The sequence below is a fragment of the Xanthomonas sp. NCPPB 2586 genome, assembly GCF_041475775.2.
Taxonomy (GTDB): Bacteria; Pseudomonadota; Gammaproteobacteria; order Xanthomonadales; family Xanthomonadaceae; genus Xanthomonas; species Xanthomonas campestris.
Genome location: NZ_CM192981.1, coordinates 2,953,500 through 2,980,036, shown reverse-complemented (window position 1 = coordinate 2,980,036; position 26,537 = coordinate 2,953,500). Strand labels below are relative to the sequence as shown.

Annotated in this window: 22 protein-coding genes; 15 read left to right on the top strand and 7 right to left on the bottom strand. The window is 66.3% G+C overall.

What is annotated here, in order from left to right; all coding sequences use genetic code 11:
* Positions 1-112 precede the first annotated feature (112 nt).
* Positions 113-1,237 (top strand): glycosyltransferase family 4 protein, encoded by a 1,125-nt coding sequence (locus tag ACCQ09_RS12740; RefSeq protein ID WP_040941445.1) that lies wholly within the window; start codon positions 113-115, stop codon positions 1,235-1,237.
* On the top strand, positions 1,234-2,346 hold the full coding sequence (locus ACCQ09_RS12735; RefSeq protein ID WP_040941444.1) for a glycosyltransferase family 4 protein: 1,113 nt from the start codon (positions 1,234-1,236) through the stop codon (positions 2,344-2,346). Before ACCQ09_RS12740 ends, ACCQ09_RS12735 begins: the two co-directional genes overlap by 4 nt.
* Before the next feature lie 17 nt (positions 2,347-2,363).
* Here the strand turns inward: ACCQ09_RS12735 and ACCQ09_RS12730 are convergent, their stop codons facing one another.
* Positions 2,364-3,578, bottom strand: a complete 1,215-nt coding sequence (locus ACCQ09_RS12730; protein ID WP_040941443.1) for a nucleotidyltransferase family protein — start codon at positions 3,576-3,578, stop codon at positions 2,364-2,366.
* A gap of 52 nt (positions 3,579-3,630) precedes the next feature.
* The gene (locus tag ACCQ09_RS12725; RefSeq protein WP_040941442.1) at positions 3,631-5,118 is read right to left on the bottom strand and encodes a B12-binding domain-containing radical SAM protein; all 1,488 of its coding nucleotides are present in this window, start codon (positions 5,116-5,118) and stop codon (positions 3,631-3,633) included.
* Between the two features lie 219 nt (positions 5,119-5,337).
* Between ACCQ09_RS12725 and ACCQ09_RS12720 the strand changes: the two genes are divergently transcribed.
* Complete coding sequence (locus tag ACCQ09_RS12720; protein ID WP_040941441.1) at positions 5,338-6,426, top strand: HPr kinase/phosphatase C-terminal domain-containing protein; 1,089 nt, start codon at positions 5,338-5,340, stop codon at positions 6,424-6,426.
* A 39-nt stretch (positions 6,427-6,465) separates the two neighbouring features.
* Positions 6,466-8,166 carry an ATP-binding cassette domain-containing protein gene (locus tag ACCQ09_RS12715; protein WP_052844680.1) on the top strand — a complete coding sequence of 567 codons (1,701 nt, stop codon included), beginning with the start codon at positions 6,466-6,468 and terminating at the stop codon, positions 8,164-8,166.
* Positions 8,167-8,246: 80 nt separating this feature from the next.
* Here ACCQ09_RS12715 and ACCQ09_RS12710 read toward each other — a convergent pair whose 3' ends face one another.
* The gene (locus tag ACCQ09_RS12710) at positions 8,247-9,653 is read right to left on the bottom strand and encodes an MFS transporter (protein WP_012438575.1); all 1,407 of its coding nucleotides are present in this window, start codon (positions 9,651-9,653) and stop codon (positions 8,247-8,249) included.
* 422 nt (positions 9,654-10,075) lie between these two features.
* Here ACCQ09_RS12710 and ACCQ09_RS12705 point away from each other — a divergent pair, with 422 nt between their 5' ends.
* Positions 10,076-11,077, top strand: coding sequence for an LLM class flavin-dependent oxidoreductase (locus ACCQ09_RS12705; RefSeq protein WP_014507466.1), 1,002 nt, complete (start codon positions 10,076-10,078; stop codon positions 11,075-11,077).
* 60 nt (positions 11,078-11,137) lie between these two features.
* The gene (locus ACCQ09_RS12700) at positions 11,138-11,638 is read left to right on the top strand and encodes a pyridoxamine 5'-phosphate oxidase family protein (RefSeq protein ID WP_011036864.1); all 501 of its coding nucleotides are present in this window, start codon (positions 11,138-11,140) and stop codon (positions 11,636-11,638) included.
* Between the two features lie 31 nt (positions 11,639-11,669).
* On the opposite strand, the gene ACCQ09_RS12695 is transcribed toward ACCQ09_RS12700, so the two are convergent.
* A complete protein-coding gene (locus tag ACCQ09_RS12695; protein ID WP_012438572.1) occupies positions 11,670-12,344 on the bottom strand; it encodes an exopolysaccharide biosynthesis protein in 675 nt (224 codons plus the stop codon).
* Positions 12,328-13,638, bottom strand: coding sequence for a hemolysin family protein (locus ACCQ09_RS12690; RefSeq protein WP_040941439.1), 1,311 nt, complete (start codon positions 13,636-13,638; stop codon positions 12,328-12,330). The genes ACCQ09_RS12695 and ACCQ09_RS12690 overlap by 17 nt, the downstream gene beginning before the upstream one ends.
* Before the next feature lie 273 nt (positions 13,639-13,911).
* Here ACCQ09_RS12690 and ACCQ09_RS12685 point away from each other — a divergent pair, with 273 nt between their 5' ends.
* The 3 genes from ACCQ09_RS12685 to ACCQ09_RS12675 all read left to right on the top strand — a co-directional run bounded on the left by ACCQ09_RS12685 (position 13,912) and on the right by ACCQ09_RS12675 (position 16,649).
* Entirely contained in the window at positions 13,912-14,538 is a 627-nt protein-coding gene (locus ACCQ09_RS12685; RefSeq protein ID WP_011036867.1) for a DUF47 domain-containing protein, read from the top strand.
* Between the two features lie 9 nt (positions 14,539-14,547).
* Positions 14,548-15,675 (top strand): inorganic phosphate transporter, encoded by a 1,128-nt coding sequence (locus ACCQ09_RS12680; protein ID WP_011036868.1) that lies wholly within the window; start codon positions 14,548-14,550, stop codon positions 15,673-15,675.
* Between the two features lie 212 nt (positions 15,676-15,887).
* Positions 15,888-16,649, top strand: coding sequence for a YdcF family protein (locus ACCQ09_RS12675; protein ID WP_011036869.1), 762 nt, complete (start codon positions 15,888-15,890; stop codon positions 16,647-16,649).
* Between the two features lie 54 nt (positions 16,650-16,703).
* Here the strand turns inward: ACCQ09_RS12675 and ACCQ09_RS12670 are convergent, their stop codons facing one another.
* Positions 16,704-18,200, bottom strand: a complete 1,497-nt coding sequence (locus ACCQ09_RS12670; protein WP_011036870.1) for a S10 family peptidase — start codon at positions 18,198-18,200, stop codon at positions 16,704-16,706.
* 142 nt (positions 18,201-18,342) lie between these two features.
* Here ACCQ09_RS12670 and ACCQ09_RS12665 point away from each other — a divergent pair, with 142 nt between their 5' ends.
* A complete protein-coding gene (locus ACCQ09_RS12665) occupies positions 18,343-19,128 on the top strand; it encodes a CDP-diacylglycerol diphosphatase (protein ID WP_011036871.1) in 786 nt (261 codons plus the stop codon).
* A gap of 263 nt (positions 19,129-19,391) precedes the next feature.
* Here the strand turns inward: ACCQ09_RS12665 and parE are convergent, their stop codons facing one another.
* Positions 19,392-21,281, bottom strand: a complete 1,890-nt coding sequence (gene parE / locus ACCQ09_RS12660; protein WP_019237730.1) for a DNA topoisomerase IV subunit B — start codon at positions 21,279-21,281, stop codon at positions 19,392-19,394.
* Between the two features lie 163 nt (positions 21,282-21,444).
* On the opposite strand from parE, the gene ACCQ09_RS12655 reads away from it, so the two are divergent.
* From ACCQ09_RS12655 to eno, 5 genes are all read left to right on the top strand, one after another.
* On the top strand, positions 21,445-21,684 hold the full coding sequence (locus ACCQ09_RS12655) for a hypothetical protein (RefSeq protein ID WP_019237729.1): 240 nt from the start codon (positions 21,445-21,447) through the stop codon (positions 21,682-21,684).
* A 166-nt stretch (positions 21,685-21,850) separates the two neighbouring features.
* A complete protein-coding gene (gene pyrG / locus ACCQ09_RS12650; RefSeq protein ID WP_011036874.1) occupies positions 21,851-23,515 on the top strand; it encodes a CTP synthase in 1,665 nt (554 codons plus the stop codon).
* Between the two features lie 414 nt (positions 23,516-23,929).
* Positions 23,930-24,760 carry a 3-deoxy-8-phosphooctulonate synthase gene (kdsA, locus tag ACCQ09_RS12645; RefSeq protein ID WP_011036875.1) on the top strand — a complete coding sequence of 277 codons (831 nt, stop codon included), beginning with the start codon at positions 23,930-23,932 and terminating at the stop codon, positions 24,758-24,760.
* Entirely contained in the window at positions 24,757-25,119 is a 363-nt protein-coding gene (locus ACCQ09_RS12640) for a hypothetical protein (RefSeq protein WP_011036876.1), read from the top strand. The genes kdsA and ACCQ09_RS12640 overlap by 4 nt, the downstream gene beginning before the upstream one ends.
* 125 nt (positions 25,120-25,244) lie before the next feature.
* Positions 25,245-26,537, top strand: a complete 1,293-nt coding sequence (eno, locus tag ACCQ09_RS12635; RefSeq protein WP_011036877.1) for a phosphopyruvate hydratase — start codon at positions 25,245-25,247, stop codon at positions 26,535-26,537.

The window sequence follows — 26,537 nt, the reverse complement described above, 5'->3', positions numbered from 1 at the left end:
AGCGATGTGAAGGCGGCAGTTTGGCGCCACGCGGTGCAACGGATCGCGCAGAACGCGGGCAGTCGTGCCCACATCGCGCGCCCGGCACGTCTCCTGCGCTCCGGGGACTGACGTGCACGTGGCCCATCTCAATCTGCTGCCCGCACCAAGTGGCTGGGACGCTGCGCAGGTATTCGCGCAGTGGCCATCGCTGGCCGACATTGCTGAGGCAGTCGCCAGCACCGGCACCCAGGTGACGGTAGTGCAGGTGTCTGCGCACACCGAGCAGCTGACGCGGCAGGGCGTGGCGTATCACTTTCTCGACCCTGGCAAGCGCGGCAGCGCCGCACGTGCGCGGCGGCTGGCTGATCTGTTGCAGCAACTCGACGTTGCGGTGATCCATGTGCACGGGCTGGAATTTGCCGGCGATGCGCGGCGCCTTGCACGGTTGTTGCCGCAGGTGCCGATCGTGCTGCAGGACCATGCCAATCGGCCGCCGCGCTGGTGGCGCAAGCCGGTGTGGCGCGCGCGCTACGCAGCGGCGGCCGGCATCGCGTTCACCTCGCTGGCGCTGGCGCAGCCCTTCGTCCGTGCCAAGCTGTTTGGGCCGCGCACGCAGCTGTTTGCGATCCCCGAGTCGAGTAGCCGCTTCACGCCGGGCGACCGCATCCAGGCGCGTGCGGTCACCGGCCTGGCCGGCGACCCATGCGTGCTGTGGGTTGGTCATTTGAGCGAGGGCAAGGACCCGCTGTGCGTGCTGGATGCCGTGGCCATGGCGGCAGCGCGTCTGCCTGGCCTGCGGCTGTGGTGCGCCTTCCATGAGACGCCGCTGCTGGAGGCGGTGCGCCAGCGCATCCACGACGACCCACGGCTTGCATCACGCGTGCACTTGCTAGGGAAGGTCACGCATGCGCAAATTCAGCAGCTGCAGCGGGCGGCGGATGTGTTCGTCTCCGCCAGCCATGCGGAGAGTTGCGGCTATGCCGCGCTGGAAGCCTATGCCTGCGGAACGCTGCCGCTGCTGAGCGACATTCCCGCCTTCCGAGCGCTCAGCGACAACGCGTCCATGGGCGCGCTGTTTCCGGTGGGCGATGCCGCGCGCCTGTCCGATCTTCTGGTTTCACACGCACGCCAGCGCCCCAGCCGGGCGCAGGTGCGTGCGTATTTCGATGCGCGGTTGTCGTTTGCCGCAGTGGGCCGGCAATGGCGCGACGCCTACACACAGGTGCTGCGCACGGCAGCGGGGCAACGGCAATGAAACTGGCGGTAGTGGTGCCCGGTGGCGTGGATCGCAGCGGCGAAGTGCGCGTGATTCCGGTGTTTCTGACCTTGATCGACTGGTTGGCACGGAACCACGAGGTGCATGTGTTCGTGCTGCACCAGGAGCCGGAACCGGCGACCTGGATGCTGCGCGGCGCCACCGTGCACAACATCGGCCAACACCGCACCCGCCTGCGTGCCATCGCCGCGATCCGCGAGGAGCATCGGCGCGCGCCATTCGACGTGGTGCAGGCCCTGTTTTCAGGCTATTGCAGCTTGATCGCGGTGGTGGCGGCCAAGCTGCTGCGGCGGCCCAGCGTGGTGCATATCGCCGGCGGCGAGTTGGTGGCGCTGCACGGCATCGGCTACGGCGGCCGCCGGCGTTGGCGCGGGCGCCTGCGCGAGGCGGTGATCCTGCGCCTGGCAGACCGTGTCACCGCGGCCAGCCTGCCCATCATTGCTTCGTTGCATGCGCTGGGCGTGACGGCGCAGCGTGTGCCGCTGGGCGTGGACCTGCGCGCGTGGCCACCGGCGCCGCCGCGGGCACGCAGCGGCGGTGTGGCGCGGCTGCTGCACGTGGCCAGCCTCAACCCGGTCAAGGATCAGACCACCTTGCTGCGCGCCCTGGCTGCCCTCAAGCGTGCCGGTGTGGCGTTCGTGGTGGACATCGTCGGTGTGGACACGCTCGACGGCAGGATCCACGCATTGGCCGAACAGCTGGATCTCGGCGCGCAGGTGCGCTTTGTGGGCTTCAAGACACAGCGCGAATTGCGCCCGATCATGCAGTCCGCCGATCTGCTGCTGATGTCCTCGCTGCACGAAGCCGGGCCGATGGTGTTACTGGAGGCCGCGCTGGTGGGCGTGCCCACGGTGGGTACGGCGGTGGGCCATCTGGCCGAGTGGGCGCCGAGCGCCGCACTGGCGGTACCACCGGGCGATTGGGCCGGCCTGGCCGAAGCGATCCGCCAGGTGCTGGCCGACGACGAACTGCGCCTGCGGCTTGCCTGGGCCGCGCAATGCCGCGCCACCCGCGAAGATGCCGGGCTGACCACCCGGCTGTTCGAAACCCTGTACCGCGAACTCTGCGCGCAGCGACCGCTGCGCTGATCAACTGCAGGTTGGCCTCAGGCCGGCTGCAGATACCCATCCAGCGCCGCGCGCACCACGTACAGCATGTCGGTGCGTGGCACCGGGCGGGTGAGGCGCGTCATCAGCCGCCGCGTCTGTGACTGGCGCACCCACGGCTGGTCTTGCAGCCACAACTGCGTGCGCAGCATGTCGGCGCGCTCTTTGCGGCTCTCTGCCGACGGCGCGATGCGCTGGTGTAGGTACTGGCGTGCCTCGCCCAGCGAGCGTGACCATTCGATGCCGGGCAACGCCGGCAGCCATAAGTTGGAGCAGGACGCGGTCGTCAAGGTCAGGCGCGCGGCGCGCATCCGCAACAGCGGCGCACACTGCGCGCGCAGGCGCGCCAGCACCGCGGCCGGCACCACATCGCCGTAGTAGCGCTGCAGCAGCAGCAGCGGCGGCAACGCCCACCACGGCGGCGCAGCGCTGTCTTCCCACAGCACCTCCCAATCGCGCGGGCCCATGCGTGTGACCAGCAGTGCCAGGTCGTGCAGGTGCATCAGGCGGACGCTGCGGTGGCAGATACCGCCGGCGGCGTGCAGCAGCAAATGGCACATCAACGCGCCAATCGACGGATAGGCGTTCAGACCGGGCTGCGGACGCTCCGGCAGTACACGCGCGGTGATGTCCACACACGCCACCGGCAAGCGTTCCTGGATGCGCGTGTGCAGCTCGATGCTGATCGGTGCATCGCGGTGCTCGCCCAGCCCGGCCACGGCCTCGCCGTGCACCGGCTTGAACACCTGGTGCTTCCATTGGTCGAACGAGGCCACATAGCCCAGCGCACACAGCAGCTCGGCCGCACGCGGCGCGTCCTCAGCCTCTACCAATAGATCGATGTCGGCCATGGGCCGGTCGCCGGGCAGATACACGCCCAGCCGATGCAGGGCAGTGCCCTTGAGTCCAGTCACTGCAATGCCGGCGCTTCTTGCGGCGGCATCGATCTGGGTCAACAGCAAGGCGATGCGGCGATGGCGATGCGCCACGTGCGCACGCTGCTCATCGAGGAAGCGTGTCCATTCGGCTGTCTGCCACAGCGATTGGCGTTGCAGCAGCGGCGAAACGCCATGTGCGGCGGCGGCAGCGGCTGCCAGCTGCCATTGCAGGCGATCCCAGCGTGGCGGCGCGTCGCTGGGCTGCGCAAGCTCCCGGGCGAGCCGTTCGGTGGCCGTGCGCAGGCCGTGTTTGATCGTGCGAAGCGAAGGCTGCATCGAGGCAATCCGGAAAAGAGGTAACAACGGTGGTGCAGGGCCGTGGCGCGTTTCAGCCGACCAGCACGCTGGCCAGCTGGCGCACTGGTCGCGCCGCCGCCATCAACGGTTCGGTGCGATGTGCGTGCTCGGAGGCGATCAAGCTGTCCCAGCGCTGCTCCAGCGCTTGCCACGCCTGCGCATACGCCAGATCGCCCATCGTGGTGCGCGCCTGCTGCAGGTCCACTTCGGTGTGCAGCAGGTTGCGCACGCTGCGGTAGAACTCCGAGTCGTAGGCACCGCGGAACATCATTGCCAGGTCGTCGCTGTCCTGCCAATGCGTCTTGCCACCCAGCTGGTTTTTCACTTCCTCGTAGAACTTGGTGCCGGGCAGCGGATACGACACGCTGACACCGATGAGATCCGGTGCGGCCTCGCGCACCAAGGCGCGGGTGGCCAGGATGTCGACGAGTTCTTCGCCCAGATAGCCCAGCTGGATGAAGAAGCCCACGCGGATCCCGCGCGCACCCAGGCGGCGGCGTGCGGCGATGACATCGGCCACCTGCGTGCCCTTGGTCATCTTGTCCAGGATGCGCTGGCTCCCGCTTTCCGCGCCCAGCCACGCCTCGGCGCAACCGGCACGCGCCAGGGCGGTAGCCATGCGGTCGCTGGCAAGATCGGCGCGCGTCTGGATCATGAAGGGGATCGCACCATCGGCATCGCTGAGCTGCTCGGCGAAGGTTTCCACCCAGTCGATATGGAAGCCGAAGATGTCATCGGCCATCCAGATGTGATCGGGCCCAAATGTGCGCTTGAGGTGGATCATCTCTGCGGCCACGTCTTCTGCGCTGCGGCGCTTGTAGTGGTTGCCCCAGATCGGCTTGGCGCACCAGTTGCAGCGGAACGGGCAGCCGCGCGAGGCGGCCATGTTGAGGCTGAAATAGCCGTGGCGTTGTTGCCAGAAGGTGCGATAGCGCGGGATGTCCACCAGATCCCACGCGGGCAATCCGCCCAGCCGCGCATCCGGCGGCTGCGCGCCCACGTGTTCGCGAGCGGCGGCAGGATGCGCGGTGGCGATGCGTGCCACGCCGTCCAGCCAGGTGTCGGGTGCGCATTGCGGGTTCGCGTCCAACCGCGCCACCAGTTCCAGCAACGGCGCGATACCTTCGCCGATCAACACTGCATCGGCACCGGCGGCCAGAAACACATCCGGGTTGTCGGAGGCATCGGAGCCGGCCACCAGCACGCGGCAGCCCTGCGCGCGCGCGGTGGCGATCATCGTGCAGGCCGCCTCGCGCATGCGGCTCAGGCACATCTTGGTGAGGAAGTTGAAGTTGTCTTCGTAGAACACCACCAGGTCCGGCTGCGCCGCCTGCAGCGCGCCGGGGTAGTCCTGCACGTCGTCGGCAAGCATGGCATCGAACAGGCTCAAACGATGGCCGTGTTCGCGCAGCAAGGCGGCCACCTGCAACGTGGCAAGCGGCGGATAGGGCTTGCCGCGTTCCCATTGTTTGGGGTCGTAACGCAGGAAGTACGAATGGCTGACCTGGATCTTTAGCATCTGCGCAAGGTTCTCGTTCTGTCGCCAGGTGGGCGCAGCAGCGGCGCGCGCAAGACACCGGCATTCGGCTCGGCAGTAGGTGCGCATGCAAGCCACTTTGGTTGTGCCGATGCACGAGCCGTGCGCTGCGCGCCGTTCATGCGCGCGGCGGGCAATGCACGCAACCTTTCGGCGGCCGAGCCGCACACACCGGCTGAACTTGTGCACGGATGAAACGGCATGCCGCAGTCGGCCGCAGTGGCGGAATTGGCGCCAATCAGCGCGTTGCGGGCGGAGCGCGCGCACGCTGCAATGCCGGCCCCGCTGGATCCGTTTGACGAGCAACGGCCACGCCGGCATGGCGTGCGCAAGCAGGTACTTGGCGCGTCGTTCCACTTCGAAAGCGACAGCCCGGCGCTGCTTGCGCTGGTTGAGGCCGCGTACGCCGGGCTGCCTGCGCATCGCTTCGATGGCGCCCCGCAGTTCCATATCACCCTGGATGTGGTGGCGCGTGCGCCGCGCGCGCCGGTGGCCGAGCCGCCGCCGGTTCGCACGCATGCCGCTGCCGGTCTGCTGTGCGGGGTGATGGACGAATGCAACTACCTGATGGTGTCGGTCGCCGAGCGGCGCGCCATGGTGGTGGTGTCGGACGACATGCTCATGCATGCCTATCACCTGCGCTACGAGTTGATCGAATTCGCGGTGTTCCTGTTGGCAGCGCGTGGCATGTCGCTGGTGCCGCTGCACGGCGCCTGCGTTGGCTGGCAGGGACATGGTGCGCTCTTGCTCGGGGCCAGTGGCGCCGGCAAGTCGACCCTGGCCTTGCACAGCCTGTTGCGTGGGCTGCAATTTTTGGCCGAAGACGGCGTCTTTGTGGAGCCGCACCATCTGGTTGCAACCGGCGTAGCCAACTTCCTGCATCTGCGGCCGGCATCGCTGGGCCTGCTGGACGCACCCACCCGCGCCTGGATCAGTGCGGCCCCCACCATCCGGCGGCGCAGCGGGGTGGAAAAGTTCGAGGTCGATCTGCGCGATAGTCGCGCGGTGCTCGCGCCGGCACCGCTGCCGTTGGCGGCGGTGGTGTTGCTGAGCGATGTGCCGGCCACCGATCCGGCCCACCTGCTGACGCCGATGGCGCACGAGGAGATCGCTGCATGCCTGGCGGCGGATCAGCCATATGCGGCCGGCCAGCCCGGCTGGTCGCATTTCATCGCGCAGGTGCAGCAGCGTGGCGTATACCGCATGCAACGCGGCGCGCATCCGGATGCCGCAGTGGATGCGCTGCTGCAGCTGCTGCACCGCGCCGCATCCTCACTGCCGGGCGCGTGAGCGCATGGCGCAAGACGTGAACCCATGACGAGCGCTGAAATGGACGCCGCCACATCGCGTGCATCGGTCCGCATGGTGGTGCGCAGCTTTGCCGCCACGTTGGTGCGCGCCGATCGCAGCCGCATTGCGCTCTACGTGCTGCTGTCGCTCGCCGCCGCTTTGGCGGGCAGCGCGGTGGCCGTGTGCCTGGTGCCGCTGGTGCAGCCCGGCCAGGGCCTGCGCGTGGCCGGGCAGGTACTGGTCCTGCCCGGCGGCCTGCCATTGCAGGCAAGCCTGTTCGTCCTGGTGAGCCTGCTGTTTGCCGTGTTGCGCTGGCAGAGCGCGCGGTTGGCGGCCCGCTTGACCAGCCGCTATGCCATTGGCCTGCGCCAGCGCGTGCATGCCTCCTTGCTCGAGGCGCCATTGCCGGCCTTGGCCGATGCCAGCTCGGCGGAAATCGCCAACGTGCTGACCTACAACATCGAGATCGCCACGCAGGGGTTCAGTGCGGTGCTGCAGTTGCTGGTGGCCGGCATCACCGCAGTGGTGAGTGTGTGTCTGGCGCTGTTGATCGTGCCGGGTCTGGCTGCCGCCGCGCCGGTGTTGCTGGTGCTGGCCTGGTGCGGGCTGCGGGCTTCGGGCAGTGCGCAGCAGGCCCGTATCAGTCGCGACTACGTGGCCGACATGACCCGGCTGTTCTGGCTGAGCGAGGACTTCCCGCGGCGGCTGCGCCACGTGCGCTCGTTCCAGCGCGAGGATGTCGAAACCGGCCACTACACGCGCATTTCCGATCGCCTGGGGCAGGGCTACGCGCAGCAGCAGGCACTGGTGGCCAACAGCCGCCTGCTGCTGGAGCTCACCGCAGTGGCCGCCATCGCCGGCATTCTGGTGGTGGCCAACCTGTGGCAGGGCGCCGATCGCGCCGCGTTGATCACCGTCAGCCTGTTGCTGGGCCGCCTGCTGCCGTATCTGGTGTCCACCCGGCAAAGCGTGCAGCAGTTGCGTTCGGCGTGGCCGGCCTTGCAACTGTGGCGCCGCTATGTGGCGCTTGCCGCCCCGCGCAGTGAATCCACACGTGCTGATGCTTCGACATTGCCGGCGCCGCTGCAGATTGATCGCGTCACGCTGCTGCAGCCACTGTCCGCGCTGCAGATTCCCCCCCTGGCGCTGGTGCCCGGGCAGATCACCCTGGTGGTGGGGCCATCGGGCATCGGCAAGAGCAGCCTGATGGATGTGCTGTCGGGCCAGACCGCGCCGTTGCACCTGCAGGCACGCATGGCGGGCCGCATGCTCGGGTTTCCCGAGTACCGCGCACTGATCCGCCACAGCGCCTATGTGGGGCAGGGCGTACGTCCATGGCAGCGATGCGTGCGCGATTGCCTGAAGTGGGCGCTGCCCGGCGCGTTGGAGGCAGACATGTGGGCGGCGCTTGCCGATGTCGGCCTGGGTGCGCGGCTGCAGCGCGATCCGCTCGGGCTGGATGCGCCGATCAATGGCAGCGATGGCCGGCTCTCCGGCGGTGAACTGCAACGGCTGTTGCTGGCACAAGTGTTGTTGCGCGCCCCAGCGCTGGCCTTGCTGGACGAAGCGACCAGCGCACTGGATGCGCAGTCTGAGCAACAGGTGCTGTGCATGTTGCGCCAGCGGTTACCGCAGACCGCGCTGGTGGTGGTCTCGCATCGCACCAGCCTGGCCAGCATCGCCGACCACACGGTGCCCCTGGGTGCTGCGGCGACCACCCCCGCGGAAGCCGTGCCGTAGCGCAGCGGCCCGCATCAACCATCAACGCACGACGCTCACGCGACGCCGCACGGCTTTGCGCTACAGGCGCTACGCGGCAATCAGCCCGCGATGTCTTCCAAAGCACGATTGCGCGTGCGTGGGCCGAACGCAGCAATCACGCTGGCCACGATCGTCATGCTGATCACGATGAAGGCCAGCACGCCGTGGCTGCCGGTCTGCGCCAGCAGCCAACCGATCAACACGCTGCTGCCGGCCGTAGACAACCGGCTGAAGGAATAGCAAAAACCCACCGCACGTGCGCGCAGTGCCGTGGGGAACAGTTCGGCCTGGTAGCCGTGGTAGGCAAAGCTCATCCACGCATTGCAGAAGGCAATCATCGCCCCGCAGGCAATCATGCCCAGCGGCGCGTGCTGTAGCGCGAAGAGCACGCCAAATACCACTGCACCCAGAGCCGATGCACTGATCTGCCATTTGTTTTCCCAGCGATGCGCAACACGCAGCAGCAACAGCGGCGCCAATGGGTAAGCGAGCGAAATCGCAAACGCATACGCCAGGCTCTTGGTCACCCCGGCGCCTTGCGCGTTGATGAGCGCAGGCAGCCAGTTGCCAAAACCGAAGAAGCCGATGGCCTGGAAGATCTGGAACACCACCAGCATGCCGATACGCCCGCGGTAGGGCTGCCGCCACAATGCGGATAGACGGCTGTCGGGTGCGGCGACCCGTTGCACCGGTTCCGGCGGCGGCAACGCCCGGCCAAGATCGCGGCTGCAGGCAGCTTCGAGCTGGGCCATCACCGCTTCGGCCTCGGCATGCCGCCCTTGCGCCGCCAGCCAGCGTGCGGACTCCGGCAGCCGGCTGCGCAGCCACCAGATCGCCAGCGCAAACACACCGCTCAGCAACACCACCCAGCGCCAGCCGCTGACACCCAGCGGCGCGTGCGGCACCAGCAGCCAGGCGCTCAGCGCCACGCTGGGCACCGCCAGGAACTGCAGGAAAAACGCGAACGCAAATGCGGCCCCGCGCATGTGACGCGGTACCAGTTCGGACAGGTAGGTATCGATGGTCACCAGTTCGATGCCCAGCCCGATCCCCACCACAAAGCGCAGCACGATCACTGCCGTGGCAGTGCTCTGCAGGCCCATGGCCACCGTGGCGGCGGTGTACCAGACCAACGCCACGGTGAACACCAGGCGGCGACCGAAGCGATCGGCAAAGGGGCTGAGCAGGGCGGCCCCGACGAACAGACCAAGAAAGGTCGCCGCGGCAAACGCGGCTTGGTCGGACATGCCGAAGGCGCCGTCATTGCCGCTGGCAAAGATGCCGTCGCGAATGAGCCCCGGGCTGATATAGGCGGTCTGGAACAGGTCGTACAACTCGAAGAAACCGCCCAGCGCCAGCAGCCCGACCAGCCGCCACAGCGTGGCGCTGGCGGGCAGGCGGTCGATGCGCGCGGCGATCTGCGCACTGCTCGCCGTCGCGGCAGCGGAGGTGGAAGAAGACGTCATTGCAGGCGCCAAGTGGCAGGGCGCCTGAGCATAGCCAAGCCAGCTGCGGCATTGCGCAGTGCGGCTTCGCTACCTGCGCTGCATGTTCGCAAGGGGGTGTGTGCCCGCCTGACATGCCCGCTGGCGGAGGGCTGCAGCGCGGCTTTGCGTGATTTCACCACTGCGAAATGCACGCGCGATGCCGTGCCCCACATGCGCACGTATGCGTCGCGGCTGCCGTTCGCTGGCCATCAATCCGCTCAAGCAAGCCCGACCACTCCCGCGACACAGTACGCTTCGCTGCGGTCTGCCTGACCGCCACAGACGCGCCCACCGGTGTTCACCTGCTGGGACGCTGTAATCCCCCAGCCAGCCCTTGTACCGCTGGCAATGCGCGCAGCGCAGCCCCATCTCTGTCCCATCATTCTTCCCGGAGTCATCCAATGACGCCCATTTCCGTGCTGGACCTGGCACCGGTCTGCGAAGGCAGCGACACCACCCACGCCTTCGCCAACATGCTCGATCTCGCGCAGCACGCCGAACGCTGGGGCTACCAGCGCTACTGGCTTGCCGAGCACCACAACATGCCGGGCATCGCCAGCGCTGCTACCGCGGTGTTGATCGGCCATGTCGCCGGTGGCACCAGGACCATCCGCGTGGGCGCTGGCGGCATCATGTTGCCCAACCACGCCCCGCTGCAGGTGGCCGAGCAGTTCGGCACGCTGGCCTCGCTGTATCCGCAGCGGATCGACCTGGGCCTGGGCCGCGCGCCCGGCACCGACCAGCCCACCGCCCGCGCCCTGCGCCGGTACTTCGACAGTGCCGACCAATTCCCGCAGGACGTGGCCGAACTGCTGCGCTATTTCGCGCCGGCCGTGCCGGGCCAGTTGGTGCAGGCCGTGCCCGGTGCGGGCCTGGACGTGCCGGTGTGGCTGCTCGGCTCCAGCCTGTTCAGTGCGCGGCTGGCCGCGGCGATGGGGCTGTCGTTTGCCTTCGCCTCGCACTTCGCACCCGATGCAATGGACGAAGCAGTAGCAATTTACCGCCGTGAATTCCGTCCCTCCGCGCAGCTGTCCAAGCCATACGTGATGTTGGCGCTGAACGTGGTGGCCGCCGAAACGCATGCGCAGGCACGCAAGTTGTTCACCACCCAGCAGCAGAGCTTCGTCAACCTGCGTCGCGGCCGGCCGGGCAAGATTCCGCCGCCGGTGGACGACATCGAAACGTTCTGGCAGCCGCATGAAAAAGCCGGCGTGGAGCGTGCATTGGCCTGCACGGTGCTCGGCGATGCGGATCAGGTGGCGCAGGGCGTTGCCGCCTTCATCGAACGGCACGCACCGGACGAGCTGTTGTTCACCGCCAATATCTACGAACACGCCGCGCGTCTGCGCTCGTTCGAGATCGCTGCGGCGGCCTGCCGCGAGCTGGACGTGACCACCGCGTGATTCACGTTGCTTTGCGCGCCGATCCGCTCAGATGCAGCCACATCTATTGGGAGTGACTGCATGCAGATCCAGGAACGTGGCGAGAGCATCAAGCAATTGGCGGAATTGATCCGCGGGGTGAACGTGGCAATGTTCACCACCGTCTCGGCCGACGGCCGGCTGGTCAGCCGGCCGCTCGGAACGCAGGAAGTGGAGTTCGATGGCGACCTGTGGTTTGCCACCGCCGCCGACAGCCCGAAGGTGGCCGAAATCGCCGCCGACCCGCGCGTCAATGTCGCCTATGCCTCAGCATCGAAGAACAGCTACGTCTCGGTGGCCGGCACTGCGCGGGTGATCGATGACCGCGCCAAGATCGAGCAACTGTGGTCGCCGGCAATGAAGGTATTTTTCCCAGGTGGAAAGGACGACCCGAACCTGCGCCTGATCCACGTGCGCGCCGAATCGGCCGAGTATTGGGATGGCCCCGGCGGGCTGCTCGGCAAGGCGCTGTACTTCGTGATGACTGCAGTGACCGACGATCCGGGCAGCCTGTCGGACAACCGCGTCGTGGACCTCAAGTAAAGCGGGTGATGCAGCTGCCTGTCGCCTGCGCTCAGCGCCAGGCGGCAGGCCACCAGCCACGGATCAGGTCCACCAATTGGTCGGAGGTCACGCCAAAGGCGGCCACCGACAGCAACGCTGCGCCCCAGCCAACCAGCAGCAAGGCGCCATCGCGTTCGAGCAATGCCAGCGCGAACAGCAGCAGGATCAGCCCGAAGATGTAGTTGGTGAACGGGATCGGCAGGGTCAGCAGAATGCCGACCAGCACCAGCAGCAATCCGGTGAATACCTGCGCTGGACGGCGATCGACCAAACCGTGCAGACGCGGCTTGAGCATCCGGTCCAGGCGTCGCAGCGTTGGCGCCAGCCGCGTCATGAAGCGTTGGCCGGTACTGCGGCGCGGCCCGCGTTCGCCAATGAAGCGCGGCACCCAGGGCTTGCGCAGGCAGCACATCATCTGCACGCCAATGAGTACCGTCAGCGGGCCGCTGATGCCGCCGGCTATGCCCGGAATCGGGATGAACGATGGCAGGATCGCCAGGAACAGAAACACGCCGAACGCGCTCTGCTGCAGGTCGGCCAGGATCTCGCGCACGCGCAGCACCTGCTGCGGGTCGCCGTCGCTGAAGGCAGCCAGCAGGCTGCGGATACCTTCGTTGCGGTAGCGCATCTGCTCGCTGTCTGCCGCCGCATCGGGCGGCGGCGCGGCATCACCCGACGATGTCATCGCTGTCCTCGTCGCCAACGCGGCGCAACAGCAGTTTGTCCACGCGCGCACCGTCCAGGTCGACGATCTCGATGCGCCAGCCGGCCCAGTCGAAGAATTCGCCGGCCTGCGGAATGCGGCCGAAGTAGTAGATGCACAGGCCCGCGAGCGTGTGGTAATCGCCCTCATCGGCTTCCGGCAGCTCGGCGCCCAGCACTTCGCGCAGTTCTTCCACCGGCAGCGAGCCATCGATCAGCAGCGAGCCGTCTGCGCGCGTGACCACCAGCGCATCGTCGTCGGTGTTTTCCACCGACTGCAGGCGGCCGACCACGGCGCCCATCAGGTCGCTGATGGTGACCAGCCCGCGAATCTCGCCGTATTCGTCCACCACCAGCGCCATCGATTGCTGTTCTTCGCGGAAGATTTCCAGCAGCTTCATCGCATGCGTGGATTCGGAGACGAACAAGGTGTCGCGCAGGTTCTGGAACAAGTGCGCGCCGTGGCCATCCATGCGCGTCACCAGCGATTTGACCTCCAGCACGCCGGCAATGTCCTGGTCGCTACCGCGGTACACCGGGTAGCGCGAGAACTCGTGTTCGCGCATCACATGCAGATTGCGTTCGGGTTCGGCGTTGGCATCCAGCCAGGCGATGCGGTTGCGTGGCGTCATCAGGCTGTCGGCGGTGCGGTCGCCCAGGCGCATCACCCGGTTCATCATGTCGCGCTCGTGCGCATCGATCACGCCGGCTTCGTGGCTTTCGGCCACCAGCATGCGGATCTCTTCTTCGCTGACAGACGCCGATTCGTCCTTGCCCATGCCCAACATGCGCAGCACCAGCCGGGTGGAGCGCGCCAGCACCCACACGCCGGGCGCGGCGATCTTCGCCAGCCAGGCCATCGGCACGGCCACCACGCCGGCAATGTCTTCGGAATTGCGCAGGGCCAGGCGCTTGGGCACCAGCTCGCCGAAGATCAGCGTCAGGAAGGTGATCAGCGCCACCGCCAGGGTCTTGCCGATCACCGGCGCGTACGGGTCCAGCGCCGGCACGATGCCCTGCAGCCAGGTGCCGATGGCGATGCCGATCGCCTCGCCGCCGAACACGCCGGTCAGGATGCCGATCAGGGTGATGCCGATCTGGACCGTGGACAGGAAGTTTTCCGGGCTCTCGGCCAGGGCCAGCGCCCGCGCGGCGCGCTTGCTCGAGCCTGCCATCTGCTTCAGGCGGCTCTTGCGAGACGTCATCAGCGACATCTCCGACATGGCGAAGAAGCCGTTCAACAGAATCAGGGCGATGACGATCAGGAACTCAACCACGGGCGCATTCCCCGGTCAGTGAAGGGGAGGGCGGGGTGATACGCAGGTCGCCGGCGGCCTCAAGGGCGGAGCGGCAACAGGGGGGGCTAGGGTCGTCTTCCATAGGATGCGCCCGAAGGCGCGGTGGCATGTTAGCAAATCACAGGGTGGTTCGAGCCGGGAAATGCCCATGTGAAGGGGCTGCGCAGCGCCGATATACCCAGACAGGTCATGGAACGGTCATAATTCGCCCTTGGTGCCGTCTCTCCCTCGACGGCAGGAAGTCCTCCACCCATGTTCTCGTTGCAGACCATCTTCGGTTCCGGCAAGCAGTTCTACGCGCTTCTGAACGAAGCGGCCGAGGCCGCCTACGACAGCACCAAGGCCTTGCACGCCATGATGCGCGAGTCCGACCGGCAACCCGCGTTGGACGCTTTCAAGCTGGCCCGTCTGCGCGAACGCGCTGCCTCCGACAAGATCGGCCAGGCGCTGGTGGACAGCTTCATGACCCCGATCGAGCGCGAAGACATCGAAGCGCTGGGCTCGGCGTTGTACAAGATTCCCAAGCAGGTCGAGAAGTTCGCCGACCGTTATTCGCTGGCCACCCAGCACCTGGAACACATCGATTTCGCCCCGCGCGCCTCGATGCTGGAGCAGGCCGCCGCGGTGGTGGTGGAAATGGTCACCGACCTGCCGCGCATGAACATCGACCGCATGACCGCGCTCAACGACAAGCTGCGCATGCTGGAAAACGAAGCCGACCGTCTGATGCTCGAGCTGTACCGCGACATCTATTCCGGCCGCCTGGATACCCTGCAGATGTTCCTGCTCAAGGAGTTCTTCGAGATCCTGGAAAAGGCCATCGACCGTTGCCGCGAGGCCGGTGTGGTGGTGTACCAGATCGTGCTGAAGAACAGCTGAGGTCGCCGCGTGCTTACCCTTGTTCTGGTGGTGATCCTGGCGGCGCTGGTGTTCGAGTTCATCAACGGCTTCCACGACACCGCCAACTCCATCGCTACCGTGGTAGCCACCAAGGTGCTCTCGCCCGGCTGGGCGGTGATGCTGGCGGCCGGCATGAACCTCATCGGCGCGCTCACCGGCACCGCCGTGGCGCTCACCATCGCCTCGGGCCTGCTCAACACCAACGTGGTGGATGTCACTCCGCAGGTGATCCTGTGCGCGCTGCTGGGCGGCATCATCTGGAACCTGATCACCTGGTGGAAGGGGCTGCCGTCGTCGTCCTCGCACGCCTTGATCGGTGGGCTGTGCGGTGCCGGCCTGGCTGCCGCGCACAACAACTGGGATGCGCTGATCTGGTCGGAAAACATCGGCAACTGGGCCAAGAACAAGGGCCTGTTGTGGAAAGTGTTCGTGCCGATGATCACCTCGCCGATCGCCGGCTTCCTGCTGGGCATCGTGGTGATGCTGCTGCTGTGGGCGTTGATCGCCGGCATGGCCAAGCTGGGCGGGCCGATCGGCCGGCTGGCGCGTCCGCGCTGGGTCAACGCGTTCTTCGGCAAGGCGCAGATCGCCTCGGCGGCCTACATGGGCTACGCGCACGGCCATAACGATGCGCAAAAGACCATGGGCATCATCGCGATGACCCTGATCGGCGCGCAGTCGGCCGGTGCGCTGGACGATCTGCCGAGCTGGCTGTCGTTTCTGCATCCGGGCACCGGGCTGGCCGCGGGTGCCGGCATTCCGATGTGGATCGTGCTGACCTGCGCAGTGGTGATGGCTGCCGGCACCGCTTCGGGCGGCTGGAAGATCATCAAGACGCTCGGCCACAAGATGGTCAAGTTGCACCCCATCCACGGCTTTGCGGCGGAAACCAGCTCGGCGACCGTGCTCACCGTGGCCGCGCATTTCGGCATGCCGGTATCGACCACGCACAGCATTTCCACTGCGATCATGGGCGTGGGCTTTGCCAAGAATCCGCGCTCGCTGCGGCTGGGCGTGATCGAACGCATCGTCTGGGCCTGGATCCTCACCATCCCGGCTGCTGGTGGCGTGGCGTATCTGATCCTGCGCGGGTTCGAACTGTTCGGCTGGACCTGAGGTCTGTCGCGCGGCGGTCATCTGCAGCGTCGACGATGCGCCGCCCCGCGCGGCGCTATCAGACGCTTGCGCGGATGCGGTCAGTAGTCCACGAATGAGGCATGCTGGCCGGGGGATGATGCGACACACAGCGTGGCTCTCATGCGTCACTTGCGCCAGCGTTGCGCGACGCAAACGCCTGAAGTCCCGCTCTTGGCTGACGGAGACGCAAGATGATGCTGTCGCTGGTCTGTGTGCTGTTCGGCTTTGCCTGGCTGATCGATCGGCTGGGCATGCGGCGCTTCTCGCGCCTGCTCGGCGCGCTGAGCCTGCTGCTGGTGCTGGCCGTGGGCTGCGGCCCGCTGCCGTCGTGGATGCTGCGCGACCTGCAGCGCACCGGCGCCAACGATTTCACTGACTGGGGCGCGCGCAACGCCATCGTGCTGCTTGGCGCGGGCACGGTGCGTTCCGACCGTGCGGGCGCGCCGGCCGAAGCAAACGTGTTCGCGTATGGCCGCATCGTCGAGGCGGCGCGCCTGTACCGCGCCTGCGCCGCCACCGGCAACGATTGCAAGATCGAGATCAGCGGCGGCGATGCGCGCGGGCTCGGGCTGAGCGAAGCGGTGGTGTACCGGCGGGTGTTGCTGGGCTTGGGTGTGGAGGCCGGTGATCTGATTCTGGAGCCGGCCAGCATGACCACCTGGCAGAACGCGCAGTTCAGCCAGCCGCTGCTGCGCGCGTACCGGCCGCAGCGCATCGTCTTGGTGTCCTCGGCCACGCACCTGCATCGTGCAGAGCTGTATTTCCTGCACTTCGGTATGCGCACCACGCCGGTCCGCTCGGATTGGTTGCGCGCCTCGTGGTCGCTGCTGCCGCAGAGCTACAACTTCACCCTGGCCGATGTGGCGCTGCACGAATACCTGGGCATCGCGCGTTACCGTGTCTACGAATGGCTGGGCTGGAACGTGGAGGCCACGCTGCCCGGTGCGCTGTGATCGCTGCAAGGCATTGCGCACTGTCGGCGACTGCTGCCGCCGGCAGGACCAACCTCAGCGTGTCTCGTACATCGCCTTGACGTCGCTGCGGAACGCGGCCTGGCTGTCGGCGCGGTTGTAGAACATGTGGCCGCCCGGGTACTCGCGCACCTGCACGCGCTCATGGTCGCTGCCCATCGCCGGCATCTGGTCCACGGTGAGCACCGAACCCATGAACGGGCAGGAGAGGTCGTTCCAGCCGTGCGCGATCAGCACGCGCAACTTCGGGTCGATCGCCACCGCCTGGCGCAATTGGGTCACCGCGCCCTTGCGCAGCTCATCGTCCCAGTCCCAGAGCTTGTTGACGTCGTAATTGAGCGCCTGGTAGCGCGCATCGATCTTCCAGCCCACCACGCGGGTCACGAAGTCCACCATCGCGGTGGTGGTGGGCGCGATGATGCTGTCCAGCAGTGGGTCGTTGGCGCGTTGCTCGGGGTCGTTGGGGAACGGGTCGAACGCGGTCACGTTGGAATCGTAACGGCTGCCCAACTCGCCTTTATCGCGGAAGACTTCGCGCAGATACGCCTGGGTTTCCAGGCGCCCGCCGGAGCGCCGCACATAGGCCGGATCCAGTCCGGTCATGCGCGTGACCTGCTGCAGCATCGCCTCGCTGGCCTGCGGGTCGGTGCGTCCTTTCATCAGTGCCACCGCGTAGTCGCCGCGCGTGTAGTCGATGACCTGGCGCATCGCCGCATCGGTGAGCTGGCCCTGGCGTTCCAGGTGCGCGGCGGCGATGGAGGGCAACGTCATCATCCAGGCCAGCGGCGACACATCGCTGTTATCGTCCAGGGTCGGGTTGAGGTACGGCGACACCAGCACCACGCCATTCATCGCCACGCCCAGGCGGGTCTGCAGGTAGTGGGTGATGCGTGGGCCGCGGAAGCCGCCGTAGCTTTCGCCCACCAGGTATTTGCGTGCCTGCAGGCGGCGATTCTTGAGCAGCCAGTCGTAGACCACGCGCGAAAGATATTCGACGTCGGCCTGCGGGTTGTAGAACTGCTTCTTGGCCTCGTCGTCACTGATCAAAGAGCGGCTGAAGCCGGTGCCGATCGGGTCGATGAACACCAGGTCGGTGAAGTCCAACCAGGTGCCGGGATTGTCGCGAAGCGCGGCCGGTGCCGAGGCGCTGTTGCCTTCGGCGCCAAATGCCACCACCTTTGGCCCGATCGCGCCCATGTTGAGATACACCGATGAAGCACCCGGGCCGCCATTCAACGCAAAGGTGACCGGGCGGTCCTTGCCGTCGACGGTGTAGGCGGTGAAGACCACCTCGCCGGTGGTCTTGCCCTGCGCATCGCGGACCGGCAGGGTGCCGACGGTGGCGGTGTAGTTCAGTGAGCGCCCGGCCACGCGGGTGCTCTGGCGCACGCTGGCATCGGCAGGCAACGGCGCCGGTTTGGCAGCGGGTGCATCGGCGGCGGGGTCGGTCTTTTTGTCTGCCGGCACGGCCGCCAGGGCCGGCCCGCCCAACAGAAGAAGCGTCAGCACGCTGGCGCGCAGGAAAGAAGGCATGGTGGTCAACGGCGATGAGGGAGCGACGATCCTAGGCGCCTGCGATCGCTATTGGATGTGCCCAAAGGCATGGCAGGACGCGCTGACCGAAGCGGCGCGGCTGGTTATGATGGCGCGCCGCAGGCGCTGGTTGAAGACGAACATGCGTTGCCGTGTTGCCCAATTCCTTGCTGTCGCGCTGTCGGTGGCCGGCTGCGCCTCGCCGCCGCCGGTGCGGCATGCCAGCGATCCGGATGCGCTGTGGCGCATCGTCACCACGCACTGCCTGCAGGCCGGGCCGGTGCCGGACGATTGCGCCGCGGTGTGGCCTGATCCGCAGCGGCAGGCGGTGGTACTGAAGGACAACCACGGCCGCTTCCAATACCTGCTGGTGCCCAGCGTGCGTGTCAGCGGGATCGAAGATCCCTCGCTATTGCAGGCCGATGCGCCCAACTATTTCGCCAGCGCATGGTCGGCGCGCAGCTTCGTTGCATCCGCGCTGGCGCAGCCGTTGCCGCGCGCCTATGTGAGCCTGGCGCTCAACTCGCCGTACGGGCGCTCGCAGGAGCAGCTGCACATCCACATCGATTGCCTGCGCCCGGACGTCTATGCCGCCCTGCAGCGAGAGCATGCGCAGATCGGCCCGCAATGGCGTGCGTTGGCCGAGCCCTTGCTGGGCCATGTGTATCTGGCCAGGACGCTGCCGGGCGATACGCTCAACGAGGATCCGATTCGCCTGCTCGCCAGCGCCATTCCTGCCGATGCGAGCCTGCGCGATTACTCGCTGGTGGTGGCGGGCGCGCAGTTGGACGAAGGGCAGCCGGGCTTCGTGTTGCTGGCGACGCGGCAGGATGCGGCCACCGGCAATCGGGCCAGTGGCGAAGAATTGCAGGACCACGCCTGTGGCCTGGTCACCGGCGCCCGCAAGGTGTTGCCGGGTGTGCGCTGAGTGATGCGGGAGCGCGTGGCTCGCGATGCGTGCTGAAGCGATTGCTGCTGCGCGCTGTTTGATGACGCGCGCATCGGGATCCAGTGAAGCGTCAGGTGTTTGAACGCTCTACAAACACATGCGTCACACGCTGCTGCGATCCGAGCTCCACTCGGCCCCTGCATGCAGCGCGCTCATTCCAGAGCACGCTCACTTCCGCGCGAAGAGATGCCTTCTCGCCGCTGCAACGAGCAGCGAGAAGGCAGTTCCGAATCGCCGCGTCCTTAGACTTCCAGCGACGCCAGATCGCCCTTGGTTTCCAGCCACTGCTTGCGGTCGCCCGCGCGCTTTTTGGCCAGCAGCATGTCCATCAACGAGCGGGTCTGTTCGCCGTCGTCGATCGTCAGCTGCACCAGGCGGCGCGTGTCGGGGTGGATGGTCGATTCGCGTAACTGCTGCGGATTCATCTCGCCCAGGCCCTTGAAGCGGGTGACGCTGATTTGTCCCTTCATCTTCTCGCGCGCGATCTTGTCCAGCAGCGTGGTCTTTTCTTCCTCGTCCAGCGCATAGAACACCTGCTTGCCCACGTCCACGCGGAACAGTGGCGGCATCGCCACGAACACGTGGCCGGCGGCCACCAGCGCGGGGAAGTGCTGCAGGAACAGCGCGGTGAGCAGGGTGGCGATATGCAGGCCATCGGAGTCGGCGTCGGCCAGGATCACCACCTTGCCGTAGCGCAGCCCGGTGATGTCGTCCTTGCCCGGGTCGCAGCCAATCGCAATGGCCAGGTTATGCACTTCCTCGGACGCCAGCACGCTGCCGGACGCCACTTCCCAGGTGTTGAGGATCTTGCCGCGCAGCGGCAGGATCGCCTGGAAATCCTTGTCGCGTGCCTGCTTGGCCGAGCCGCCAGCGGAGTCGCCCTCCACCAGGAACAACTCGGTCCGCGACAGGTCCTGGCTGATGCAGTCGGCCAGCTTGCCGGGCAGGGCAGGGCCCTGGGTGACCTTCTTGCGGACGATCTGCTTTTCGGTCTTCAAGCGCGCACTGGCGCGGTCGATGGCGATCTGCGCGATCTTCTCGCCGATCTCCACGTTCTGATTGAGATATAGGCTGAAGGCATCGTGCGCGGCGCCTTCGATAAAGCCGGCGGCCTGGCGCGACGACAGCCGTTCCTTGGTCTGCCCGGAGAATTGCGGGTCGGTCATCTTCAGGCTGAGCACGAAGGTGACCCGGTCCCACACGTCTTCCGGCGCCAGCTTCACGCCGCGCGGCAGCAGGTTGCGGAAGTCGCAGAACTCGCGCAACGCATCGGTCAAGCCCGAGCGCAGGCCGTTGACGTGGGTGCCGTGCTGCGCGGTGGGGATCAGGTTGACGTAGCTTTCCTGGGTCAGCTCGCCTTCCGGCACCCACGCGGCCGCCCAATCGACGATCTCGGTGTCCTTCTTGAGGCTGCCGGCAAACAGATCTGCAGGCAGCAGCTCGCGGTCGGCCATTTCGCCCTTGAGGTAGTCGCGCAGACCGTCCTCGAAGTACCAGCTGTCCTGCTCGCCGGTGGCCTCGTCGTGCAGCTTCACGGTCAGGCCGGGGCATAGCACGGCCTTGGCGCGCAGCAGATGGCGCAGCGCGCGCACGTTGAACTTGGGCGTGTCGAAGTACTTCGGGTCGGCCCAGAAACGCAGCCGCGTGCCGGTGTTCTTCTTGCCGACCGTGCCCACCACTTCCAGCTTGGAGGCGGCGTTGCCGTCGCGGAACTCCATGCGGTGCTCGCTGCCTTCGCGCTTGATGAACAGCTCGACCTTGGTCGACAGCGCATTGACCACGCTCACACCCACGCCATGCAGGCCGCCAGAGAAGGTGTAGTTGCGATTGCTGAACTTGCCGCCGGCATGCAGGCGGGTGAGGATCAGCTCCACGCCGGGGATCTTCTCCTCCGGGTGCATGTCCACGGGCATGCCGCGGCCATCGTCGGAGACCTCGCAGCTGCCATCCTTGTACAGGGTCACTTCGACCTGCTTGGCGTGGCCGGCCAACGCCTCGTCCACCGAGTTGTCGATGACTTCCTGCGCCAGATGGTTCGGGCGCGCGGTGTCGGTATACATGCCAGGGCGGCGCTTGACCGGGTCAAGGCCCGACAGGACTTCAATATCGGCGGCGTTATAACGGGTGTTCATGCATCTCGTTGGCACGTGAAACGACGCGCAAGTGTGGGGTCTGGGGCGATTTTTTGCACGCGACCGGCGTTCAGTGCCCGGCCGGGCGCCGCTGACTATGCTGGCGTTGGATTCGGAACCAAACGTCCCCACCTTAGGATGTCACCGAACCAGGAGCAGACCCATGAAGTTCAAGCACATTCTGATGCTCACCCTGGGTGCCGCCGCGGTTGCAGCACTGCCGGCCATTGCGCAGACCGCTCCGCCACAGGGGCAGGGCGCCAGCGCGCAGAAGGCCAATGACGACAAGGCCAAGACCGAGGCCGAGCGCAAGGCCGAGCGCCGCGCCGCTGCTGCCAAGGCCAAGCCGGAAGCAGGCCAGGCCCCGCGCGAAGAAGAGGAAGAAGAGAAGCCGTCGCGCTGAGGACAGCGCAGGTTTCGCCCGCAGACGCCCCGGCTCCGGCCGGGGCGTCTGCATTTGCACGGTGTGCGTGCATCCAGTGGCGTCACGGACGCCTGGAGTGCACGCAACCCTTGGGCATTCGCCCGTCACCCGTTAAACTATGGCTTTCCGGGAGGCCTTGAGCCCCATGACTCCCCTGATTTTTGTAACAGGCGGTGTAGTGTCCTCGCTAGGCAAGGGCATCGCCGCTGCTTCGCTTGCGTCCATTCTTGAGGCGCGTGGCCTCAAGGTCACGATGATGAAGCTGGATCCGTACATCAATGTGGACCCGGGCACGATGAGCCCGTTCCAGCATGGTGAGGTCTACGTCACCGATGACGGCGCCGAAACCGATCTGGACCTGGGCCACTACGAGCGCTACGTGCGCACGCGGCTGTCGCGCAAGAATTCGGTCACCACCGGCCGTATCTACGAAAACGTGATCCGCAAGGAGCGCCGCGGCGACTACCTGGGCGCGACCGTGCAGGTCATCCCGCATATCACCGATGAAATCCGTCGCTGCATCGACGAGGCCACGGCTGGATTCGACGTGGCGTTGATCGAGATCGGCGGCACCGTGGGCGATATCGAGTCGTTGCCGTTCCTGGAGGCCATCCGCCAGGTGCGCACCGAGCGCGGCGCCGAGAAGGCCATGTTCATGCACCTCACCCTGGTGCCGTACATTGCTGCGGCCGGCGAGTTGAAGACCAAGCCGACCCAGCATTCGGTCAAGGAGCTGCGCTCGATCGGTATCCAGCCGGACGTGCTGCTGTGCCGCTCCGAACAGGCGGTGCCGGATTCGGAGCGCCGCAAGATCGCGTTGTTCACCAACGTCTCCGAGCGTGCGGTGATCAGCTGCCCCGACATCGATGTGCTGTACGGCATGCCGCTGGAACTGCGCCGCCAGGGCCTGGACGAACTGGTCATCGATCAATTCAAGCTGCGCGACAAGGTCGCCGCGGCCGACCTGTCCGAGTGGGAAGCGGTGGTCGATGCGGTCAAGCATCCGCTCGATGAGGTGACCATCGCGGTGGTCGGTAAGTACGTCGATCACCAGGACGCCTACAAGTCGGTGGCCGAGGCGCTCAAGCACGGTGGCCTGCGTCAGCGCACCAAGGTCAACCTGACCTGGCTGGAAGCGCAGGATCTGGAAGGCAGCGACATGGCCGCATTGCAGGGCATCGACGGCATTCTGGTGCCGGGCGGCTTCGGCGATCGCGGCTTCGAAGGCAAGGTGCAGACCTCCAAGTACGCCCGCGAGCACAAGGTGCCGTATTTCGGCATCTGCTACGGCATGCAGGCGGCGGTGGTGGACTATGCCCGCCACGTGGCCGATCTGGATGCTGCCAACAGCACCGAGAACGATCGCCAGTCGCCGCACCCGGTGATCGGCCTGATCACCGAGTGGCGCACCGCCACCGGCGAGGTGGAAAAGCGCGATGAAAAATCCGACCTGGGCGGCACCATGCGTCTGGGCCTGCAGGAGCAGCGCCTGAAGCCGGGCACGCTGGCGCGCGAGGTGTACGGCAAGGACGTGGTGGCCGAGCGGCATCGCCATCGCTACGAGTTCAACAACCGCTACCGTACCCAGCTGGAAGATGCCGGCCTGGTGATTTGCGGCAAGTCGATGGACGACACGCTGGTGGAAATGGTGGAGCTGCCGCGCGATACGCATCCGTGGTTCCTGGCCTGCCAGGCGCATCCGGAATTTTTGTCCACTCCGCGCGACGGGCATCCGCTGTTTATTGGTTTCGTGCGCGCCGCGCGCGAGAAGAAGGCCGGCGGCAAGCTGTTGAAGGAAGCGCGTGCGTGATCCACGCCTTCTCCCGTTGGGAGAAGGTGGTCCGTAGATGTGGATGATGGGGCGCGGCAACACACTGGAAGGTGGCAGCCATGACGAACGCGTCGACGCGGAAGCCAAGGCAGACCATGTTGCTATAGCGGTGCTTCGCAATCGTACTCTCACCCCAACCCCCTCTCCCGGTGGGAGAGGGGCTCAAATCAATAAGGTGCGCAGCAGCTTCCTTCTCGCATCGGGAGAAGGTGGCGCGAAGCGCCGGATGAGGGGCGCCGCAACACACCCGAAGATGGCGGCCCTGATGAACGCGTCGCCACGCGCCAACCAACGCAAACCACCCGGCTTCATAAGCGCTTGGTGTCCTTATTCTTACCCTCACCCCAACCCCTCTCCCGGTGGGAGAGAGGCTTCAATCAACAAGGTGACCTGATGAAACTGTGTGACTTCGAAGTTGGCCTGGATCAGCCGCTGTTCCTGATTGCCGGCCCCTGCGTGATCGAGTCGATGCAGCTGCAGCTTGACGTGGCCGGCAAGCTCAAGGAGATCACCGGCAAGCTGGGGATCAACTTCATCTTCAAGTCGAGTTTCGACAAGGCCAACCGCACCTCCGGCACCAGCTTCCGCGGCCCCGGCCTGGAAGAAGGCCTGAAGGTGCTGGACGCGGTGAAAAAGCAGATCGGCGTGCCGGTGCTCACCGACGTGCACGAATACACCCCGATGAATGAAGTCGCCGCCGTCGTCGACGTGCTGCAGACCCCGGCCTTTCTGGTGCGCCAGACCGACTTCATCAAGAACGTCTGCGCCGCCGGCAAGCCGGTGAACATCAAGAAGGGCCAATTTCTGGCGCCGTGGGACATGAAGCCGGTGGTGGACAAGGCCAAGTCGACCGGCAACGAGCAGATCATGGTCTGCGAACGTGGCGCCTCGTTCGGCTACAACAACCTGGTCAGCGACATGCGCTCGCTCAGCGTCATGCGCGACACCGGCTGCCCGGTGGTGTTCGATGCCACCCATTCGGTGCAGTTGCCGGGCGGGCAGGGCAGCAGTTCCGGTGGCCAACGCGAATTCGTGCCGGTGCTGGCACGTGCCGCTGTCGCAGTGGGCATTTCCGGCCTGTTTGCCGAAACCCATCCGGACCCGTCCAAGGCGTTGTCCGATGGCCCCAATGCCTGGCCGCTGGACCGCATGGAAGAGTTGCTCGAGACGCTGATGGAACTGGATGCAGTGACCAAAAAGCACGGGTTCGCGCGCTTCGCATGAGTCCTGATCCATGGGCGCAGGCAGCAGTGCGCCGCCAGCGCCGGCAGTGGCGTCACTGGCCCTGGGGCTGGGTGGTGCTGGGCCTGTCGCTGTCCGCGTGGGCCTGTTTTGCGGTAATGGCCTTCCTGGCGGCCGCCAGCTTCGGCATGCCGGGCGACGGCAGTCATGCCATGCAGGCCACGCGCACCCCGATGCTGGTCACGCTGGTGGTGGGTGCGCTGGTGACATTGGGCGGCCTGGTGGCCGGCCCCCTTGCGCTTCGGCTGGGTCGCCAGCCTGTCGCCGCGGCGATGGGGCTGGCGTCGCTGCTGTTCTTGCTCTTGTTGTTTGGCTTGTCGCTGCTGGGCGTGATGGCCTAGCGGCGCGCCGGCTGGCTTGCCGTGCGTTCGCTGCCCATGCGATTTGGCAACGGGGCAGTGTGCGGCGATAATCCGGCAGCTTGTTTCCGGTGTACTTCCCCCCTTACTGGTAACCGATCGGACCTATGACCACTATCGCCAAGATTCTCGCCCGTGAAATCCTCGACTCCCGCGGCAATCCCACGCTGGAGGCGGAAGTCACGCTGGCAGACGGCTCGTTCGGCCGCGCCGCCGTGCCCTCGGGCGCCTCGACCGGCACCAAGGAAGCGGTGGAACTGCGCGACGGCGACAAGACCCGTTACCTGGGCAAGGGCGTGCGCAAGGCCGTGGAAAACGTCAACGGCACCATCGCCGAGACGCTCAAGGACTTCGATGCCGCCGACCAGCAGGGCCTGGACCGTCGCCTGATCGACCTCGACGGCACCGAGAACAAGGGCCGCCTGGGCGCCAACGCGCTGCTGGGTGTGTCGCTGGCTGCCGCGCATGCGGTCGCCGCCTCGCGCAAGCAGCCGCTGTGGCAGTACCTGTCGACCATCACCGAATCCGATGTCGCCCTGCCGGTGCCGATGATGAACATCATCAACGGCGGCGCGCATGCCGACAACAATGTCGACTTCCAGGAATTCATGGTGCTGCCGGTGGGCTGCAGCTCGTTTTCCGAAGCGCTGCGCGCAGGCACCGAGATCTTCCATTCGCTGAAGTCGGTGCTCAAGGGCCACGGCCTCAGCACGGCCGTGGGTGACGAGGGCGGCTTCGCCCCGGACTTCCGCAGCAATGTCGAAGCGCTGGACACCATCCTCGAGGCGATCGGCAAGGCCGGTTACACCGCTGGCGAAGACATCCTGCTGGGCCTGGACGTGGCCTCGTCGGAGTTCTACGACAACGGCAAGTACAACCTGGTGGGCGAAAACAAGCGCCTGACCAGCGAGCAGTTCGTCGACTTCCTGGCCGACTGGGTGGCGCAGTACCCGATCATCAGCATCGAAGACGGCCTGGCCGAAGACGACTGGGCCGGCTGGAAGTTGCTGACCGATCGCGTCGGCAAGAAGGTGCAGCTGGTGGGCGACGATCTGTTCGTGACCAACCCGAAGATCTTCAAGGAAGGCATCGACAGCGGCACCGCCAACGCGATCCTGATCAAGGTCAACCAGATCGGCACGCTGACCGAGACGCTGGAAGCCATTGCCATGGCGCATGCGGCCAACTACGCCTCGATCGTGTCGCACCGTTCGGGCGAGACCGAAGACACCACCATCGCCGATATCGCCGTGGCCACCACCGCCACCCAGATCAAGACCGGCTCGCTGTGCCGCAGCGACCGCGTGGCCAAGTACAACCAGTTGCTGCGCATCGAGCAGGCACTGGGGTCCGGCGCGCGTTACGCCGGCCGCGACGCGTTCGTTTCGCTCAAGCGATAA

What these genes read in the sequence shown, in the direction of transcription:
- ACCQ09_RS12735 (WP_040941444.1), top strand. Translation starts at nt 1,234, where the DNA reads ATGAAACTGGCGGTAGTGGTGCCCGGTGGCGTGGATCGCAGCGGCGAA.
- ACCQ09_RS12730 (WP_040941443.1), bottom strand. Translation starts at nt 3,578, where the DNA reads ATGCAGCCTTCGCTTCGCACGATCAAACACGGCCTGCGCACGGCCACC.
- ACCQ09_RS12725 (WP_040941442.1), bottom strand. Translation starts at nt 5,118, where the DNA reads ATGCTAAAGATCCAGGTCAGCCATTCGTACTTCCTGCGTTACGACCCC.
- ACCQ09_RS12720 (WP_040941441.1), top strand. Translation starts at nt 5,338, where the DNA reads ATGCCGCAGTCGGCCGCAGTGGCGGAATTGGCGCCAATCAGCGCGTTG.
- ACCQ09_RS12715 (WP_052844680.1), top strand. Translation starts at nt 6,466, where the DNA reads ATGGACGCCGCCACATCGCGTGCATCGGTCCGCATGGTGGTGCGCAGC.
- ACCQ09_RS12710 (WP_012438575.1), bottom strand. Translation starts at nt 9,653, where the DNA reads ATGACGTCTTCTTCCACCTCCGCTGCCGCGACGGCGAGCAGTGCGCAG.
- ACCQ09_RS12705 (WP_014507466.1), top strand. Translation starts at nt 10,076, where the DNA reads ATGACGCCCATTTCCGTGCTGGACCTGGCACCGGTCTGCGAAGGCAGC.
- ACCQ09_RS12700 (WP_011036864.1), top strand. Translation starts at nt 11,138, where the DNA reads ATGCAGATCCAGGAACGTGGCGAGAGCATCAAGCAATTGGCGGAATTG.
- ACCQ09_RS12695 (WP_012438572.1), bottom strand. Translation starts at nt 12,344, where the DNA reads ATGACATCGTCGGGTGATGCCGCGCCGCCGCCCGATGCGGCGGCAGAC.
- ACCQ09_RS12685 (WP_011036867.1), top strand. Translation starts at nt 13,912, where the DNA reads ATGTTCTCGTTGCAGACCATCTTCGGTTCCGGCAAGCAGTTCTACGCG.
- ACCQ09_RS12675 (WP_011036869.1), top strand. Translation starts at nt 15,888, where the DNA reads ATGATGCTGTCGCTGGTCTGTGTGCTGTTCGGCTTTGCCTGGCTGATC.
- ACCQ09_RS12670 (WP_011036870.1), bottom strand. Translation starts at nt 18,200, where the DNA reads ATGCCTTCTTTCCTGCGCGCCAGCGTGCTGACGCTTCTTCTGTTGGGC.
- ACCQ09_RS12665 (WP_011036871.1), top strand. Translation starts at nt 18,343, where the DNA reads ATGCGTTGCCGTGTTGCCCAATTCCTTGCTGTCGCGCTGTCGGTGGCC.
- parE (WP_019237730.1), bottom strand. Translation starts at nt 21,281, where the DNA reads ATGAACACCCGTTATAACGCCGCCGATATTGAAGTCCTGTCGGGCCTT.
- ACCQ09_RS12655 (WP_019237729.1), top strand. Translation starts at nt 21,445, where the DNA reads ATGAAGTTCAAGCACATTCTGATGCTCACCCTGGGTGCCGCCGCGGTT.
- pyrG (WP_011036874.1), top strand. Translation starts at nt 21,851, where the DNA reads ATGACTCCCCTGATTTTTGTAACAGGCGGTGTAGTGTCCTCGCTAGGC.
- kdsA (WP_011036875.1), top strand. Translation starts at nt 23,930, where the DNA reads ATGAAACTGTGTGACTTCGAAGTTGGCCTGGATCAGCCGCTGTTCCTG.
- ACCQ09_RS12640 (WP_011036876.1), top strand. Translation starts at nt 24,757, where the DNA reads ATGAGTCCTGATCCATGGGCGCAGGCAGCAGTGCGCCGCCAGCGCCGG.
- eno (WP_011036877.1), top strand. Translation starts at nt 25,245, where the DNA reads ATGACCACTATCGCCAAGATTCTCGCCCGTGAAATCCTCGACTCCCGC.